The sequence below is a fragment of the Treponema rectale genome, assembly GCF_014202035.1.
Lineage (GTDB): Bacteria > Spirochaetota > Spirochaetia > Treponematales > Treponemataceae > Treponema_D > Treponema_D rectale.
The window spans coordinates 116,889-132,297 of the sequence record NZ_JACHFR010000002.1 but is presented as its reverse complement, the minus strand read 5'-3'; the positions used below and the strand labels follow the sequence as shown (position 1 = coordinate 132,297).

The window sequence follows — 15,409 nt, the reverse complement described above, 5'->3', positions numbered from 1 at the left end:
ATCTGTTTTTATGCCGGAGTCCAGCCTCTGTCTGCATTCAATAGTACTCCGTTAAGTTCTTCCGTGCTCATAAGATAAAAGGCCTGTCTTGCAAGAAAATCCGCAGAAACTTCAGTTGTATTTTCAGGAGCATTTGATGTGAATCCTGGTAGTATGGCATTGCAGGTAATGTTCTGTCCTCCGCAGGCAGCAGCAGATTTGACGAGTACGCTGAGGGCTGTTTTACATGCAGAATATGCAGCAGTAGTTTTATATGAACGGACGGAATCTGTTCTTGTTCCTCCAAAGAGAATTATTCTTCCGAAACCGTTTTTTTGCATTGAGGGAAGGGAAGCACTTAAAAGAGTTCCGGGCAGGGCAATGTCGTTAAGGGCAAGACTTGTCCAGTCCTCAGCAGTTGTTTCTTCCAGTTTTTTCTGAATGAATGGTCCGTAAGGAACTGCAAGTATCTGGATTTTAGAAAGCACATCTTTTATGGAAGGTATTTGAATTATCTGAGCCGGTGTCAGGGAATTAAAATCAATCTGTTCAAAGGTAAGCCCGTCATATTCACTTTGCAGCTGTTTTATTTCTGAAGAATAATTTCTGCCTGCAGCTAAAACGTGCGCGCCGTTTTTAAGAAGCAGCTTTGTAAGTTCAAGACCGGTGCCTTTAGTGGCTCCTGCAACAAATGCAATTTTTTTATAAAAGACAGATTTCGTTTCCATAAAAAAAGTATAGCAGATTTTTATAAAAAAACGGTAAAATAGAACCATGAATTTAGATAATGTTGTAATTGTTCTTTCAAGACCTGAAGAATCCAGAAATATCGGAGCCGTGTGCCGGGCAATGGCAAACTGTGGAATTCATGATTTGAGAATTGTCGCAGATAAAAGTACTATCGATGAAGAAAGAGTTCACATACTTGCAATTCATGCAGGTTCAATTTATGACAATGCAAAGTTTTATTCATCAATAACAGAAGCAACTGCTGACTGTACTCTTGTTGCTGCTACAACCCGCCGCCGCGGTAAGAAACGCAAGGGAAAGCTTCTTCTGCCGGAAGAACTTACTTCGCTCATAAATGTTCAGGAAGGAAAGTGTGCCGTTGTTTTTGGAAATGAACGTACGGGGCTTGAGGATGATGAACTTGAAGAGTGTACTATTGCAGTTACAATTCCGACGAGTGAAGAATTCGGTTCAATGAATTTAAGTCATGCAGTTCAGGTTATGTGCTATCATTTGTTCAGAGAAACTAAAAAGGGAGAAAAGGGTTATACTCCTGTTACTCTTGAACGTCTGGATAAAGCTGTAAAAACGATAGCCGATTCTTTGCAGAAGATTGGGTTTTTCAAAGTTACCGGCCGTAAAGACATGGAATTATTCTGGCGCAGCATATTGTCCCGTTCAGCTCTCAGCGAAAGTGAAGCTCAATATATAGAAAAAACTTTTACTAAGGCAGCAGGACTTTCAGAAAAAACTCAGGCTTCAGAAAAATCAAAGAATTCATGATCGAAGGCAATGTCTTCCCTGTGAATCGTATTTTCATAAGTCTGAACGCAGCTTCTCTGAATGCAGTTTTTTAATTCACGGATGTTTCCCGGCCAGTGATGGGAATGAAGCTTTTTAAGTGCATCCGGAGCAATTGTTTTCTGCTGTTCCCGGGCAAAGTTTATGGCAAGCATTGTAAGTTCTTCAAGCCGTTCCCGTAACGGAGGAATTCTTATGATGAGGACGCTGATTCTGTAAAACAGCGGCTGTATGAATTTTTTTTCTTTTACAAGGTTCCTGAGGTTTGAGTCTGTTGCAAAAATCATTCTTGCTGTAGAGGCAATTTCTTTTATTCCTCCAACTTTGCGGAAGGTATTTTTATCAAGAACTCCCAGCAGTTTTACCTGCATGTCTCTTGAAAGATAAGAAATTTCGTCCAGAAAAAGTGTGCCGTTTTTTGCGCATTCAAAAAATCCCATGGAATCAAATTGAGCTCCGGTAAAGGCTCCTTTTACAGAACCGAACAGAGTTGTTTCCATAAGGTTAGGGTTTATTTCGTTGATGTTCAGTTCAAAAAAATTATTCTGCGGGTTGCCGGTTTTTTTATGAATGAGTCTTGCGTTGTAGTTTTTACCGCAGCCGCTTTCACCGATCATAAGTACAGGAATTTTTGTTTTGATTGCCTGATTTATTTTAAGCAGATAGTCTCTGTTTTTTTTATTAATTGTATTGTTAAGCTGATTTGAGTCGGAATGAATTTTTGAATTCATTTTTTTAAAATACAGCTGAGGAAATGATGCCTGGAGTTCATAGAGCCTGCAGGAAAATTTTTCTGAAAAAACAAGTGAGGCAGGTTCGCTGTGGAAGGCTGCCTTTCTGCATTCTCTTAAAAGTTCTGAAAAAGAATAATCCCTGCAGTTTTTAAAAGAAAAATTCTGTGAGCAGTTTACTGTAACTGCGGTATCCGGACTGTTTGTAACAAACAGACAATCTGAAAATGGCACTTCAATTTTAAATCAACCTTTTTTAAATATTTTTTCCCAAACCAGGCGGATTATATAGTAGAAGAACGGAAATATTAATACTATTTTAAGAGGTTTTTTTGCCAATTCATGTAAAAATTCTGTTCCATGCTCGAAGGTTTTTTCACTTATGCGTTTTTTGCGGTCACTGAAAATACCGATTGCGTCATTGTAAAAAAGAAAAATACTTGAGTTGAGTCTGTCCCGCCTTGAATAGGACCAGCAGTCTTTTTCTTTTATACCTTCACTCATAAGAACAAGAGACGGGCATGCCTTGTAAATTGCCTGAACTACATCTTCTTCAATTGACTTATGATAGTAACCGACACATCTGCCTACAATCTGCAGGTTCTTAAAAGTACTGCGGACGTTTTTTTCTGCCGTCATTACAGTCTTTTTTCTTCCGCCTAAAAAATAGACGGATTTATAATGATTTTCCAGAATTGAAAGAATGTTTATGAGGGCATTAAAAGGATTATATCTTACAGGAACTGTTTTTTTAAGGAATTTTGCACCGCCTAAAATGCTTTTGGAAATCGGAATAACCAGATCTGCATTTCTTACGCATTCTGCATACTGGCTTTTACCCCGTGCTTTAAGAAAGTCCCAGATATTTAAGAAAACAATCTGCTTAGGTCCCTGCTTGTCCAGAAGATCAAGAATTGTTTTTTCCATGTCTTCAGGTTTACAGATGTCAATGCCGACACCAAGTAAGTTTATTCTTTCGACTGCCATAACTCTTTCTCCAGAAGAACGGTTTGTAATGCGGCTGTCCCGTAAAGTGCTGCCGTTTCACATCTTAAAATGTTTGTCCGGCAATGTACGGGAATAAAACCGCTGTCTTGCATCAGTGCAATTTCATCGGGGGTAATTCCGCCTTCAGCACCTGAAACAACACAGGCTGCTGTTATATTTTCGGCATTTGCAGCACACTCATGAAGAGTTTTTGTTCCTGCCGTCTGTTCGTACAAAACAATGGCGAGACTGTTTTTTTCTGAAGGGCATTTTTCTTTTACGTGAGTCTGCCACAGTTCCAGTGCCTTTTGAAGTTTCATACAGGGATAAATTTTTGTCTCAACTGGACTTCCGCTCTGCTGCCTTGCTTCCGTTATAATCCGCTGCCATCTGTCGTCTGACGGTGAAGATTTCTTTATTGCAGATTCGATGCAGCTTTTTTGACAGAATTCTCCTTCGACAGGAACGATGGCAGCTACTCCGCATTCAACAGCCTGTCTTATTATGAGTTCCATTTTAGGCGGTTTTGCCGCAAACATAAAAAGCCAGAATTCCGTTTTTGAAGTGAGGCAGGATTCTGCTTTTGCATGAAAGTTATTTTTTGAAGTAACGTTTGTTCCTGCAACCTGAAGGGTTATTTTTTTTTCATCCGTGTTGATGAATGCAACTGTCATGGGCTGAAGGGAACCGTCGGGAAGACGTACGTCAATCATGTCTCCCCCGCGGCATCGTAAAACAGAAGACAGGTACCGGAATTTTTTTCCGGTTACATAGAGGCATCCTTTTGAATCAAGTTCCGTTTCTGCTATGAACTGTCTCATTCAGCTTTTTTTGTTTCTTCTGAGTTTTTTTCTGTTTCTATCTGTTTAAGAGTTCTGCTCTTTGACAGAATTTCATCATAACGCTTTTTATCTTTTAAAATATCCAGTGCGGCATTTAGCTGAACGTCGAAATCAAGGTCATAAAGTCTTGATGACTTTTTACGGTCAAGTTCATTACGGATAAGTTTGCGGATATACTGAACAGGTACGTTATATTTTGCTTTAAGAGTATCTGCATAAGCTGCAATATCGCTTTCCGTCATGTCCGGATGGTTTTCTGCGTATTCAGGAATGATTTCAGCTTTTACAAGTTCTGTGTAAGCTTTTTCTTCATCTTCCGTGAATTCGTAGTACTTAACTTCAACGTCCGGTGCAATTCCGATTTTATCGATGTTTGCATCACTAGGTGAATAATAGCGGGCAACTGTAATTTTAAATCCGTCATTGTTCAAAAGCCCTGCCGGAACCTGAACGCTTCCCTTTCCGTAAGTATTTTCTCCGATAAGGATTGCTTTCTTAGAATCTTTAAGGGCACCGCTTAAAATTTCTGAAGCACTGGCACTGGCTCTGTTAATAAGAACGACTACAGGAATGTCTTTTACAGTAGTTTTGGCACGGCTTGCATAGTAAACGGAATTTTCGTAGGCGATGCGGCTTTTTGTAGAAACAATAATTCCTTTTTCCATGAATTTATCTGCAAGGGCAACTGCTGTACTTAAAAGTCCGCCGCCATTGTTGCGCAGGTCGATTATCAGTGCTGTATAACCTTCTTTCCTGAAGGATTCGATTGCTTCATCAAAACGTTTTGCCGTATTTGTGGAGAATTCGCTTAAGGCAATGTAACCGGTTTTTCCGATCATGCCGTATTTTACCGTAGGATTCTCAATAACTGCCCTTACAAGGGTTTTGTCGAATTCCAGGGTTTTACCTCTGCGGATAGTTACAGTTACGCTTTCTCCTACAGTTCCCCGAAGCATGTTAAGGACTTCATCCATGGAAATTGTAGAAGTGTCCACGCCTTCTATTTTAATGATAAGGTCACCGGACTGAATTCCGGCCTTAAATCCCGGAGAATTGTCAATCGGAGATGCAACTTCTACATAAGCCGGTTTTTCTGGAGTTGATTCAGCCGGTTTTGTAATGGAAAGTCCTACTCCTCCGAAGTTTCCCATAGTGGTATCGGTAAGGCTTCTCCATTCAGACTTGTCCATGTAAACTGAATAAGGATCTTCCAGGCTTTCAAGCATTCCCTTAAGGGCTCCCTGATATAGAACTTCAGGATCAACTTCCTCAACATAATTCTGCTGAACGTAGGCAAAAACCTGGTCTAATATTTCTGTATACTGTTTATCGGATTCAGATGTGCTTGAGCGGCGAAGACTCTGTGAATAACACTGCACTGCAAAGAAAGCACAGACTGCAACGGATGCTGTAAGTAATAAAATTTTCTTTTTCATAATATTGATATTTTATGCAAAAAAGGTTGCGTTTTCAACTAATCTTTTCTTATTAATGGGTCTTCATTGCTTTAAATTTGTCCGGATACTGTGATATAATGGAAACATGCAGATAATTCCAATAGCAAGCGGAAAGGGCGGTGTAGGTAAGAGTCTTTTAAGTGCAAATCTTGCCATTACTTTAGGTCAGGCTGGGAAAAAAGTTCTCCTTGTAGACCTGGATCTTGGTGCGTCCAATCTTCATTTAGTAATAGGTCAGCAATCTCCAAAAAACGGAATAGGAACTTTTCTTACAGGCCAGACAAAGTTTGAAGACATTGTAATGCCGACGGATTATGAAAACGTATGGTTTATAGCCGGAGATTCCGAAATACCGGGGCTGACATCCCTTAAAGTTTCTCAGAAAAATGAACTCATAAAGAGTTTTACAAAAACAGATTACGATTACCTTATTCTTGATCTTGGTGCAGGAACACATCTTACCATTCTTGATATGTTCCTTCTTTCTCCACAGGGAATTGTTGTTACGGCACCTACGGTAACGGCAACGCTTAACGGTTATCTGTTCCTTAAAAATATTGTATTCCGCATGATGTACAATACTTTTAAGAAAAATTCTAAAGCTTATGAATATCTGGAAACACTGAAAAAAGATACTGCTTCCCTTCAGAGACTTTATATTCCGAAGCTTATAGAGATTCTTTCCGAAAAAGATCCTGAAAGTACGGAACTTTTTAAAAAGCGCATGGCAGAATTCAGGCCGCGGCTTGTGCTTAACATGATTGATGATCCTAAAGATGCGGAGCGTGCTCAGAAAATACGGCGTTCATGCCAGCAGTATCTGGGACTGGATCTGGAACATCTTGGTGTCATTTATCGGGATACAATGCAGGACAAGGCACTTTCTTCAAGGCTTCCTGTTGTTGTTTATAAACCGCAGTCAATTTTAAGTCAGGCGGTTTACAGAATTGCAGAAAAGATAATGCAGTCGGAAGCAAGGTCGTTTGATGATGAATATGACCTTACGGAAGCATCAGATATTTCTTTTGATATTGCTGCAGAAGAAGCCGGTGATGATTTCGGTCAGAAAATGGCTTATGTGGAAGAACTTGCAGGAACAGGTGCATTAACAGCCGGAGAACTGGCAGAAACTCTGAGACAGCAGCAGTATGAGATTACTCAGCTGAGAAATGAAAACACACTGTTAAAGAAAAAACTGCTTGATGCAGCTCGTATGGGATTTAAAGTATGAATTTTTCACCGTTATTTTTGAATTATCCGTCATGGATAAAACCTGAGATTTTTCCTGGCGTGCCGGGTTTAAGCATGCTGCGCTGGTATGGACTTATGTATATCTTTGCATTCGGCACGGCATTTATTGTTTTACGCAGGCAGAAAAAAGAGGGTGCTCTTGATACAGCAGATTATAAGGCAACAGATGATGATCTTTTCAGTTTTATTTTCTGCGGAATTGTATTTCTTCTGTTAGGTGCAAGAATTTTCTCTACCCTTGTATATAGTTCTTACAATCCGGAGGATCCTTCTTCCGTAGATTATGTTCACAAACCGTGGCTTATTTTCTGGCCGTTTGATTCTGAAGGAAAATTTACAGGCCTTGCAGGAATGAGTTACCACGGCGGATTCATCGGCGGTCTTATCGGTATGATTGTCTGGTGCCTCAGAAAGAAAAAGCCTCTGTGGAAATGGATAGATGCAATGTGCGTTGCCATTCCTCTGGGATATACTTTCGGTCGTCTTGGAAACTTCCTTAATGGAGAACTGTATGGCCGTGTTACTTCGATGCCATGGGGTATAATGTTCCCTACGGCAGAACACCTTGACTATCATAATGAATGGGTTCAGGAAATGGCAGAAGCCTGCGGTGTTATGGTAAAGGCAGGAGAAAGGTTTGTTAATCTTCCGCGTCATCCGAGTCAGCTTTACGAAGCTTTCTTTGAAGGACTTTTTGTATGGGGAGTCCTCTGGCTTCTCAGGAAGAAAAAGCCTTTTGATGGTTTTTTAGGTGCCATGTACACGATTTTGTACGGCTGCGTTCGTTTTGTAATTGAATATTTCCGTAATCCTGATTCAGGAGCAAATCTTGGTTACAGAATCGGGCCTGACTCAAAGTCCGGGGCTGCGGAACTTTACAGGAATACCTCCCTGCTTAATATTTCTACAGGACAGATTCTGTGTTTCGGTATGATTACAGGCGGGCTTATTCTTATGTTTGTTTTGTGGCGCCTTAGTAAACGTAAAACAAATTTAAAACATTGAATTTAAAATGACAAATATTTAAAAAGTGTCATTGACACTTATTGAGCCTTTTTGTATGATTTTTTCAACTATCAATTCCTGGAGGAAAACATGGAATACAATGTTGAGAAGCAGCATGCAAAAGGCAAGCTTCATGCAATTGAGCGCATCAATGCTCTTTGCGATAAAGACACATTTACTGAAATCTATTCAGGCGTTCGTCATAACTGCACAAGTTTCGGTATGGAAACAAAAGACATTCCGTACGACGGTGTAATTACTGGTTTTGGAAAAATCAACGGAAGAAGAGTAGCTGTTTATGCTCAGGATTTTACCGTACAGGGTGGTTCTCTTGGACTTATGCACGGAAAGAAAATTGCTGAGCTTATCGATAAAGCAATACAGGCCCGCTGTCCGGTCATCGGAATCAATGATTCGGGTGGAGCCCGCATTCAGGAAGGTGTAGACGCACTTTGCGGTTACGGTGACCTTTTCTATCAGAATGTACGCGCATCCGGTTCTGTTCCACAGATTTCAATTATTGCAGGTCCATGTGCCGGCGGTGCAGTTTATTCACCAGGAATTACAGACTTTATTTTTGCTGTTGATAAGATTTCCCAGCTTTTTATTACAGGTCCTAAAGTAGTTAAGTCCGTTATGTTTATGGACATTACTGCTGAAGATCTTGGCGGTGCTTCAATTCATTCAAAGAAATCTGGAGTTGCACACTTCCGCTGTGAAAATGAAAATTCCTGCTACGAAAGCGTACGCAAGCTTCTTGATTATATTCCTCATTATTACGGGGATGAAATTGTTCAGGCTGCCAAATTCCATTTCGATGAAAAGAAAAAGGCAAAGCATATTGAAACAGTTCTTCCTGAAAATACACGCAAGGGATACGATATCCGTGAAATCATTAATGATGTAACAGATGATGATTCATTCTTTGAAACTTCAGCTGAATTTGCAATTAACTGTGTAACAGGTTTTGCAAAGATTGAAGGCCGTTCTGTAGGTATCGTTGCCAATAATCCTGCCGGAATGGGTGGAGTTCTTGACTGTGATGCTTCAGATAAAATTGCACGTCATGTACGTTACTGCGATGCTTACAATATTCCGCTTCTTACTTTTGTTGATGTTCCTGGATTTATTCCTGGACCACAGGAAGAGCAGAAAGGTATCATCCGTCACGGTGCAAAAGTTATTTATGCTTATTCAGAAAGTACGGTTCCAAAGGTAACTGTAATTACCCGTAAGGCATATGGTGGTGCTTATATCGCAATGTGTTCAAAACACATCGGTGCTGATTTTGTTTATGCATGGCCGGCATCAGAAATTGCTGTTATGGGTGCTGAAGGTGCTGTTGGTATTCTTTATGCAAAAGAAATGGCTGATCCAAATCGTGCTCAGGAAGTTGCAATAAAGAAGGCTCAATATGAACAGGAAATCATGACACCGACAATTGCTGCAAAACGCGGTTACATCAGTGAAGTTATTCAGCCTGCTGATACACGCAAGTACATTGCAAAGAGTTTTGACATTCTTCTTGAAAAGACATCTATGGATAAACCTTTGAAGAAACATGGAAATATTCCTCTGTAATTAATTTCAGATTACAGGGAACAAGAAAGCCGCCGGCACTTATTGAAGTCTGAAGTGAAGTACACTTCAAGCACTTCAGAAAGAACCGGCGGCTTTTTTTTATCGTTGCTGCTGTGAATGAAACAGTAACTTTATTGTTCTATTCAAATACTTTACTTACTTTTTTAAGCAGTTCTCTAATCTGCAGGTGCTGCGGGCAGGCTTTTTCACATTTTCCGCATTTTATGCAGTCAGAAGCTTTGCCGTTTGATGTTGTATGTATTCCGTAATACATTCCGCTGTTCCAGTCGTTAAAAACTGTCTTTGCATTGTAATCAGAGAACAAATCTGGAATAAGAATTTTTTTAGGACAGCCATCAGTGCAGTAACGGCATGCGGTACATGGAATTCCTCCCATGCCATTGAGAATATCACGGACTTTCCATACGGCTTCGAATTCAGCATCAGAAAGAGGCTTGAAGTCTTTCATGAAGCTCAGGTTGTCGTTCATCATTTCCATGCTGCCCATTCCGGAGAGTACCATAAAAATTTTCGGGAACGATGCTGCAAATCTTATTGCATAACTTGCATAGCTTCCTCCGTTAAGACTGTCAAAAATTTTCTTTGCTGAGTCAGGAAGATTTACAAGACCGCCGCCTTTTACAGGTTCCATTACAATGACAGGCTTATTATATTTTTCGCAAATTTCGTAGCAGCGTTTTCCCTGTACACCGGAATCCTCAAAGTCAACGTAATTTATCTGAAGCTGTACAACTTCTACTTCAGGATTTTCCTTTAAGATTTTTTCCAGAAGTTCCGGGCTGTCATGAAAAGAAAAACCTACATGGCGGATTTTACCTTCAGCTTTAAGTTCCCCAAGAACTTTGAAGGCATTGCATTTTACAAATTTCGGATAAACTTCCTGTGTGAGTGCATGGGCAAGATAAAAGTCAAAGTATTCAACCCCGCAGGCTTCAAGCTGACTGTAGAAAAATGGTTTGATGTCATCCTGGGTTTTAAAATATGGTTCGGTAAGTTTATCAGTAAGAATGAAGCTGTCCCTTTTAAATCGTTTAGAGACACATTCCTTTATGGCCAGTTCACTTTTACCGCTTATATAACCGTGGGCCGTATCAAAATAATTAAAGCCCTGTGCAATAAACGCATCTGCCATTTTGCAGAATTCCTGTGTATCTACTTCTCCGTCTTTTCTCATGGGAAGGCGCATGCATCCAAAGCCAAAGTTGTTTTTTACTTCAGAAAAAAATTTATTTTCCATGTATTCTCCTCTTTTAATAAATACAGCCCCGGTTAGTATTCAGTCAGCTTAAAAAAAGTTTTAGATTTCCGACATGGTTTTTATTTTTCATTTCCTGCGTTATGAACATTTGTGTTTCCTTTGTTCCAGAGGGATGAAAGGGTTTTTGGATCCAGCAGCAGTGGTGAACCGTTTTCTGCAGTTACAAGCAGTCCCTTTTGCGTCATGTTAAGCGGAGTCTTTTCTTTTACAGTTTCCTGACTTCTTGCAGTAACAGAAAGATTTTTATCATAAAGGGCAATGCGGTAATTTTTTCCATCCTGAACGACAGTGATGAATCCTGCTCTCGTTAAAATGAGTTCTGCACTTTCCGAAAGAATTTCTTCGCTCTGTTTCTGAAGTTCAAGTTTTTCTGTATCAATAAGACAGAGTCGTACGGCGGAATGTTTGTCGTTTGTACCGCACACTGCCATGTAAAGCTGCGGATATGTTTTTACCTCATTTTCAAGATTTGTTATTGTAACACTGTCTACTATATAAACAGCTTTGCTTCTGATTTGTGATACAGGAGATTTACGGATGATTTTGCCTGTTGAAGAATCTACTGTTACAAGCTGGTAGAATCCTTTTTTTTCATCAGAGATAAAAAGTCCGGTCAGATAATCTGCAGGAACTTCTGCTGCAAGTTCTTTTTTATCTTTTTCAATCTCAGCTTTTTCTTTTTTTATTTCTTCTGTCTTGCGGTCAGCAATTTTCTGCTGCTCAGAAGATTTTTGAGCTGAAGCCTGAGCCTGTTCTTTGTTCCCGTCTTTTTTTTGCTGTGCGGCTTCTTTCTGAGACTGTTTTGCATTTTCACTGGCAGCAGCAGCTTCCTTCTGTTTTATTTCCGTAAGCTGTTCTCTGTCTTCAATGCCTTTGTCTTCAGTCGTGCGCAGTGCTTCAATTACATTGTCATCGCTTATTGTAGTAGTATCAACTGAAGAAACAGTTTCCGAAAGCGTTCCCAGGGGAATTACAATCTGAGAGTTTCCTTTCCATTCTTCCCAGTTTGTACTTAAACCTGCTTTTTCCGGAGAAAGATACTGAAGTACCACGTCATTGTATTTTTCCGTAAAGTTATTCATGTTGCCACGGTATACTGCATTGTATACAGTGATGAATACAGAAAGTGTTGCTGATTCCTCTTCAGAATATCCGTAGGCCTGTTCAAGGTAGCCGCTTAAAATTCTTCTGAGGTTGTTTATATGGTCAACGCCTGCATTTTCATTAAGAACAAGAATGTCTGCAGAAAGTTTTTCCGTATCATTTGGATTCACTGCATGTATGAGGGTGTATTTTGCCAGCGGTTCAATTACTCCCTGCGAAAAAATATCCCGGGCAACAATGCGTCCTAAGTTTTCTCCGATTCCTTTAATGGCAGCAGCAGTTTCTATAATGGCATAGGGGCCTCCGAAGTTTTCAAACTGAACTGCCTGTTCTGCCGTGTTTTCAAGTTCACTTCTGTTTATGGAAATTGCAGAGAGATCCTGAGATTCTTCCTGTGCAAAAGAAGCAAAGGCTGATGCAAAAACAAATATTAAAGTGAGTGTAAGTTTTTTCATATATACTCCGGTTTTTATGATTATCGGCACATTTTTTATAAATGTAAATCTCTATTTAAGGAAGGGAAATTTCAAAAATAGAAATAGTATTTTTCTTTTGATTTATTTCTTACAAAAGTATAATATGCAGGGCATGGACGCAGAAACAGAAGAAAGATTCATTGCGCTTGAAACAAAACTCGCTTATATGGAAGATTTTGTAGAAAAACTTCAGACGGAAACAGTAGAGCAGTCAAGGCAGATAGAAATTTTAAGAAAAGAAAATCAGATTCTTGCAGACCGTTATAAAGAGCTCTTAGAAAATGCTGACGTACCGAACCGCCGTCCTCCGCATTATTGATATTTAAAATGACAAATACAACTAAAGGAATAATCTGCATAATACTTTCAGCATTCTCTTTTGCAGCCATGGCACTTTTTGTCAGGCTTGCAGGTGATGTTTACTTTATTGAAAAAGCTTTTTTCAGAAACAGTGTTGCTTTTATAATTGCACTGGTACTTTTAATAAGAGATGCAGAAACCAGCGGAATTGAATCTATAAAAATACGCAGGGCATTCATTCCATTTTTATTAATCAGATCCGCAGCTGGTTCTGTGGGAATCTTCGGAAATTTTTATGCTGTAGATCATCTTGTTCTTTCTGATGCTGCAATCTTAAACAAGATGTCTCCTTTTTTTGCAGTGTTATTCAGCATTATTTTATTGAAAGAAAAGATACGGCCTGTTCCTCTTCTTGCAATTACGGGTGCATTTATGGGAGCGCTTCTTGTCGTAAAACCGGGATTTGATTTTTCTGCAATGCTTCCTACTTTAGTCGGTTTTGCCGGTGGAGCAGGTGCGGGACTTGCCTATTCCTGTGTAAGAAAACTCAGCTCGATGAAGTGCAACGGAAAACTGATTGTAGTTTTCTTTTCTGCTTTTTCAACTTTGCTTTCTGTACCATATCTTATTTTTCACTGGGAACCGCTTTCTTTATATCAGCTGACAATGCTTATTTGTACCGGAATATGTGCAGCCGGCGGGCAGTTTGGAATTACGGCAGCATATTATTACGCACCTGCCCGTGAAATTTCGGTTTACGATTATTCACAGATAATTTTTTCTGCAGCCATGGGATTTATTTTTTTCGGAATGATACCTGACTGGATGAGCATTACAGGCTATGTAATAATCATCATGATGGCTGTATTGAATTTTCTGTATAACCGTAAGGCAGCTGCAGGTCAGACTTCTAAAAATCAGGCTGAATAATTCTCTGACTGCCGAAATTTACAATGAAATTATTTCCGAAATTTACAATTTTCCCTTACGTATTTAATAATTTTTATTAAACTGAAGAAAGTTTCACCGTGAGAATCACAACTGAAACTAGGAGTTACAAATTATGAAAAACGCATACGTAAATCGTGTTTGGGAAGAAGTAAAAGCAAAGAACCCGAACGAACCAGAGTTTCTTCAGGCTGTAGAAGAAGTTTTGACAACACTTGATCCAGTTGTAGATCAGATGCCGGAACTTGAGCCAAATGCAATTCTTGAACGCCTTGTAGAACCAGAGCGCGTTATTCAGTTCAGAGTACCTTGGATGGATGATGCAGGTAATTATCACGTAAACCGTGGTTTCCGCGTACAGTATAACAGTGCAATCGGACCTTACAAAGGAGGTCTGCGCTTTTCTAAAGAAGTAAACCTTTCAGTTTTGAAGTTCCTTGGATTTGAACAGGTTCTCAAGAACTCTCTTACAACACTTCCTATGGGAGGCGGTAAAGGTGGTTCAGACTTTGATCCTCACGGAAAATCTGATAAAGAAGTTATGAGATTCTGCCAGTCATTTATGACAGAACTTTATCGTCATATTGGTCCTGATACAGACGTTCCTGCAGGTGACAAGAACGTTGGTGGACGTGAAATCGGTTATCTTTTCGGCCAGTACAAGAGAATCCGTGATGAATACACTGGTGTTCTTACAGGAAAAGGACTTACATTCGGTGGTTCTTTGATCCGTACAGAAGCTACAGGTTACGGACTTATTTACTTTGCACAGGAAATGCTTAAGAAAGTTGGAGACAACTTCCAGGGTAAGACATGTGTTGTTTCTGGTTCAGGAAACGTTGCTACTTATGCAGCACAGAAACTTCTTCAGCTTGGTGCTAAAGTTGTTACACTTTCTGATTCAAACGGATACATTTATGATCCAGATGGAATTACTCAGGAAAAACTTGACTGGGTTAAAGAACTTAAAGGTGTTCGCCGCGGCCGCATTTCTGAATATGCTAAGCAGTTCCCTTCAGCAAAATATTTTGAAGGAAAGAAAGTTTGGGAAGTAAAATGTGACTGTGCATTCCCATGTGCAACACAGAACGAACTTCTTGGTGAAGATGCTCAGAAACTTCTTGATAACGGTGTAAAACTTGTTGCAGAAGGTGCAAACATGCCTTCAAACATCGATGCTGTTAACAAGTTCCTTGCTGCAAAAATCCTTTATGCTCCAGGAAAAGCTTCTAACGCAGGTGGTGTAGCAACATCTGGTCTTGAAATGAGCCAGAACTCAGAACGCCTTTCATGGTCTTCTGAAGAAGTTGATGAAAAGCTTCATAACATCATGATCAACATTCATGACAATGCATACAATACAGCAGTTAAGTTTGGTGCAAAAGACGGTAACTTTGTAAACTACGTTGCCGGAGCAAACATTGCTGGTTTTGTAAAAGTTGCAAATGCAATGATTGCACAGGGTCTTGTTTGATAAGAACCTTAAGGTAGTATCATATTAAAAGTAAAGCAGCCGTCTGTTGAAGTGTACTGTAAAAGTGCAATTCAAATGGCGGCTGTTTTTATTTAAAAACGGTTGACCATAAAACTCAGCTCCAATATTATTTGGGCATAAAAATCCGGTCGATTAACTCAGTGGGAGAGTGCCACCTTGACATGGTGGAAGTCGTTAGTTCAATCCTAACATCGACCATATGTTGAGTCCTGATATTTTTTATTTCCGATTTCTACATTGAAATAAAAAATTATTTTATGCTAAACTTTTTTCATGCTGTAATACTGCGTTGTCAGTATGCTGCTCTCTGGAGAGATCACATTATGTGACGCCGAAGGGTTAAGGTCAGAAAGACTGATATCTCAGGCACAAAGGACGGAGTGTTAAAAAGTTCCTTCCACCTCTTTGGAGAGCCGGATTTCATTAAAAGATGAATCCCGGCTC

At 39.7% G+C, this 15,409-nt stretch carries 14 protein-coding genes, 1 tRNA gene and 1 riboswitch; of the genes, 8 read left to right on the top strand and 7 right to left on the bottom strand.

Annotated features, from left to right (window positions below):
- Nucleotides 1–8: 8 nt before the first annotated feature.
- On the bottom strand, nucleotides 9–707 hold the full coding sequence (locus tag HNP77_RS05215) for an SDR family NAD(P)-dependent oxidoreductase (protein WP_184652118.1): 699 nt from the start codon (nucleotides 705–707) through the stop codon (nucleotides 9–11).
- A 46-nt stretch (nucleotides 708–753) separates the two neighbouring features.
- Here HNP77_RS05215 and HNP77_RS05210 point away from each other — a divergent pair, with 46 nt between their 5' ends.
- Nucleotides 754–1,491 (top strand): RNA methyltransferase, encoded by a 738-nt coding sequence (locus tag HNP77_RS05210; RefSeq protein WP_184652117.1) that lies wholly within the window; start codon nucleotides 754–756, stop codon nucleotides 1,489–1,491.
- On the opposite strand, the gene HNP77_RS05205 is transcribed toward HNP77_RS05210, so the two are convergent.
- The 4 genes from HNP77_RS05205 to HNP77_RS05190 are packed head-to-tail and all read right to left on the bottom strand — an operon-like array spanning nucleotide 1,461 to nucleotide 5,505.
- Entirely contained in the window at nucleotides 1,461–2,474 is a 1,014-nt protein-coding gene (locus HNP77_RS05205; protein WP_184652116.1) for a sigma 54-interacting transcriptional regulator, read from the bottom strand. The genes HNP77_RS05210 and HNP77_RS05205 overlap by 31 nt on opposite strands.
- A gap of 12 nt (nucleotides 2,475–2,486) precedes the next feature.
- Complete coding sequence (locus HNP77_RS05200; RefSeq protein WP_184652115.1) at nucleotides 2,487–3,227, bottom strand: WecB/TagA/CpsF family glycosyltransferase; 741 nt, start codon at nucleotides 3,225–3,227, stop codon at nucleotides 2,487–2,489.
- The gene (locus HNP77_RS05195; RefSeq protein WP_184652114.1) at nucleotides 3,209–4,048 is read right to left on the bottom strand and encodes an RsmE family RNA methyltransferase; all 840 of its coding nucleotides are present in this window, start codon (nucleotides 4,046–4,048) and stop codon (nucleotides 3,209–3,211) included. Before HNP77_RS05195 ends, HNP77_RS05200 begins: the two co-directional genes overlap by 19 nt.
- A complete protein-coding gene (locus tag HNP77_RS05190; RefSeq protein ID WP_184652113.1) occupies nucleotides 4,045–5,505 on the bottom strand; it encodes a S41 family peptidase in 1,461 nt (486 codons plus the stop codon). Before HNP77_RS05190 ends, HNP77_RS05195 begins: the two co-directional genes overlap by 4 nt.
- A 106-nt stretch (nucleotides 5,506–5,611) precedes the next feature.
- Here HNP77_RS05190 and HNP77_RS05185 point away from each other — a divergent pair, with 106 nt between their 5' ends.
- From HNP77_RS05185 to HNP77_RS05175, 3 genes are all read left to right on the top strand, one after another.
- Entirely contained in the window at nucleotides 5,612–6,757 is a 1,146-nt protein-coding gene (locus HNP77_RS05185) for a P-loop NTPase (RefSeq protein WP_184652112.1), read from the top strand.
- Nucleotides 6,754–7,782, top strand: a complete 1,029-nt coding sequence (gene lgt, locus HNP77_RS05180) for a prolipoprotein diacylglyceryl transferase (protein ID WP_184652111.1) — start codon at nucleotides 6,754–6,756, stop codon at nucleotides 7,780–7,782. The genes HNP77_RS05185 and lgt overlap by 4 nt, the downstream gene beginning before the upstream one ends.
- 90 nt (nucleotides 7,783–7,872) lie before the next feature.
- The gene (locus HNP77_RS05175; protein ID WP_184652110.1) at nucleotides 7,873–9,363 is read left to right on the top strand and encodes an acyl-CoA carboxylase subunit beta; all 1,491 of its coding nucleotides are present in this window, start codon (nucleotides 7,873–7,875) and stop codon (nucleotides 9,361–9,363) included.
- A gap of 139 nt (nucleotides 9,364–9,502) precedes the next feature.
- Here the strand turns inward: HNP77_RS05175 and HNP77_RS05170 are convergent, their stop codons facing one another.
- Nucleotides 9,503–10,621 (bottom strand): aldo/keto reductase, encoded by a 1,119-nt coding sequence (locus HNP77_RS05170; RefSeq protein WP_184652109.1) that lies wholly within the window; start codon nucleotides 10,619–10,621, stop codon nucleotides 9,503–9,505.
- Nucleotides 10,622–10,701: 80 nt separating this feature from the next.
- The gene (locus HNP77_RS05165; RefSeq protein ID WP_184652108.1) at nucleotides 10,702–12,201 is read right to left on the bottom strand and encodes a P83/100 family protein; all 1,500 of its coding nucleotides are present in this window, start codon (nucleotides 12,199–12,201) and stop codon (nucleotides 10,702–10,704) included.
- A gap of 133 nt (nucleotides 12,202–12,334) precedes the next feature.
- Here HNP77_RS05165 and HNP77_RS05160 point away from each other — a divergent pair, with 133 nt between their 5' ends.
- The 4 genes from HNP77_RS05160 to HNP77_RS05145 all read left to right on the top strand — a co-directional run bounded on the left by HNP77_RS05160 (nucleotide 12,335) and on the right by HNP77_RS05145 (nucleotide 15,163).
- Nucleotides 12,335–12,541 (top strand): SlyX family protein, encoded by a 207-nt coding sequence (locus tag HNP77_RS05160; protein WP_184652107.1) that lies wholly within the window; start codon nucleotides 12,335–12,337, stop codon nucleotides 12,539–12,541.
- Between the two features lie 8 nt (nucleotides 12,542–12,549).
- Nucleotides 12,550–13,452 carry a DMT family transporter gene (locus HNP77_RS05155; RefSeq protein WP_184652106.1) on the top strand — a complete coding sequence of 301 codons (903 nt, stop codon included), beginning with the start codon at nucleotides 12,550–12,552 and terminating at the stop codon, nucleotides 13,450–13,452.
- 133 nt (nucleotides 13,453–13,585) lie between these two features.
- Entirely contained in the window at nucleotides 13,586–14,944 is a 1,359-nt protein-coding gene (gdhA, locus tag HNP77_RS05150) for an NADP-specific glutamate dehydrogenase (RefSeq protein WP_184652105.1), read from the top strand.
- Nucleotides 14,945–15,091: 147 nt separating this feature from the next.
- Nucleotides 15,092–15,163: transfer RNA gene (locus tag HNP77_RS05145), tRNA-Val, on the top strand.
- 99 nt (nucleotides 15,164–15,262) lie between these two features.
- Nucleotides 15,263–15,354, top strand: a riboswitch (glycine riboswitch).
- Nucleotides 15,355–15,409 lie beyond the last annotated feature (55 nt).

Coding starts and splice junctions, on each gene's coding strand:
- HNP77_RS05185 (WP_184652112.1), top strand. CDS start 5,612: ATGCAGATAATTCCAATAGCAAGCGGAAAGGGCGGTGTAGGTAAGAGT.
- lgt (WP_184652111.1), top strand. CDS start 6,754: ATGAATTTTTCACCGTTATTTTTGAATTATCCGTCATGGATAAAACCT.
- HNP77_RS05175 (WP_184652110.1), top strand. CDS start 7,873: ATGGAATACAATGTTGAGAAGCAGCATGCAAAAGGCAAGCTTCATGCA.
- HNP77_RS05165 (WP_184652108.1), bottom strand. CDS start 12,201: ATGAAAAAACTTACACTCACTTTAATATTTGTTTTTGCATCAGCCTTT.
- gdhA (WP_184652105.1), top strand. CDS start 13,586: ATGAAAAACGCATACGTAAATCGTGTTTGGGAAGAAGTAAAAGCAAAG.
- HNP77_RS05155 (WP_184652106.1), top strand. CDS start 12,550: ATGACAAATACAACTAAAGGAATAATCTGCATAATACTTTCAGCATTC.
- HNP77_RS05170 (WP_184652109.1), bottom strand. CDS start 10,621: ATGGAAAATAAATTTTTTTCTGAAGTAAAAAACAACTTTGGCTTTGGA.
- HNP77_RS05195 (WP_184652114.1), bottom strand. CDS start 4,048: ATGAGACAGTTCATAGCAGAAACGGAACTTGATTCAAAAGGATGCCTC.
- HNP77_RS05210 (WP_184652117.1), top strand. CDS start 754: ATGAATTTAGATAATGTTGTAATTGTTCTTTCAAGACCTGAAGAATCC.
- HNP77_RS05200 (WP_184652115.1), bottom strand. CDS start 3,227: ATGGCAGTCGAAAGAATAAACTTACTTGGTGTCGGCATTGACATCTGT.
- HNP77_RS05190 (WP_184652113.1), bottom strand. CDS start 5,505: ATGAAAAAGAAAATTTTATTACTTACAGCATCCGTTGCAGTCTGTGCT.
- HNP77_RS05215 (WP_184652118.1), bottom strand. CDS start 707: ATGGAAACGAAATCTGTCTTTTATAAAAAAATTGCATTTGTTGCAGGA.
- HNP77_RS05160 (WP_184652107.1), top strand. CDS start 12,335: ATGGACGCAGAAACAGAAGAAAGATTCATTGCGCTTGAAACAAAACTC.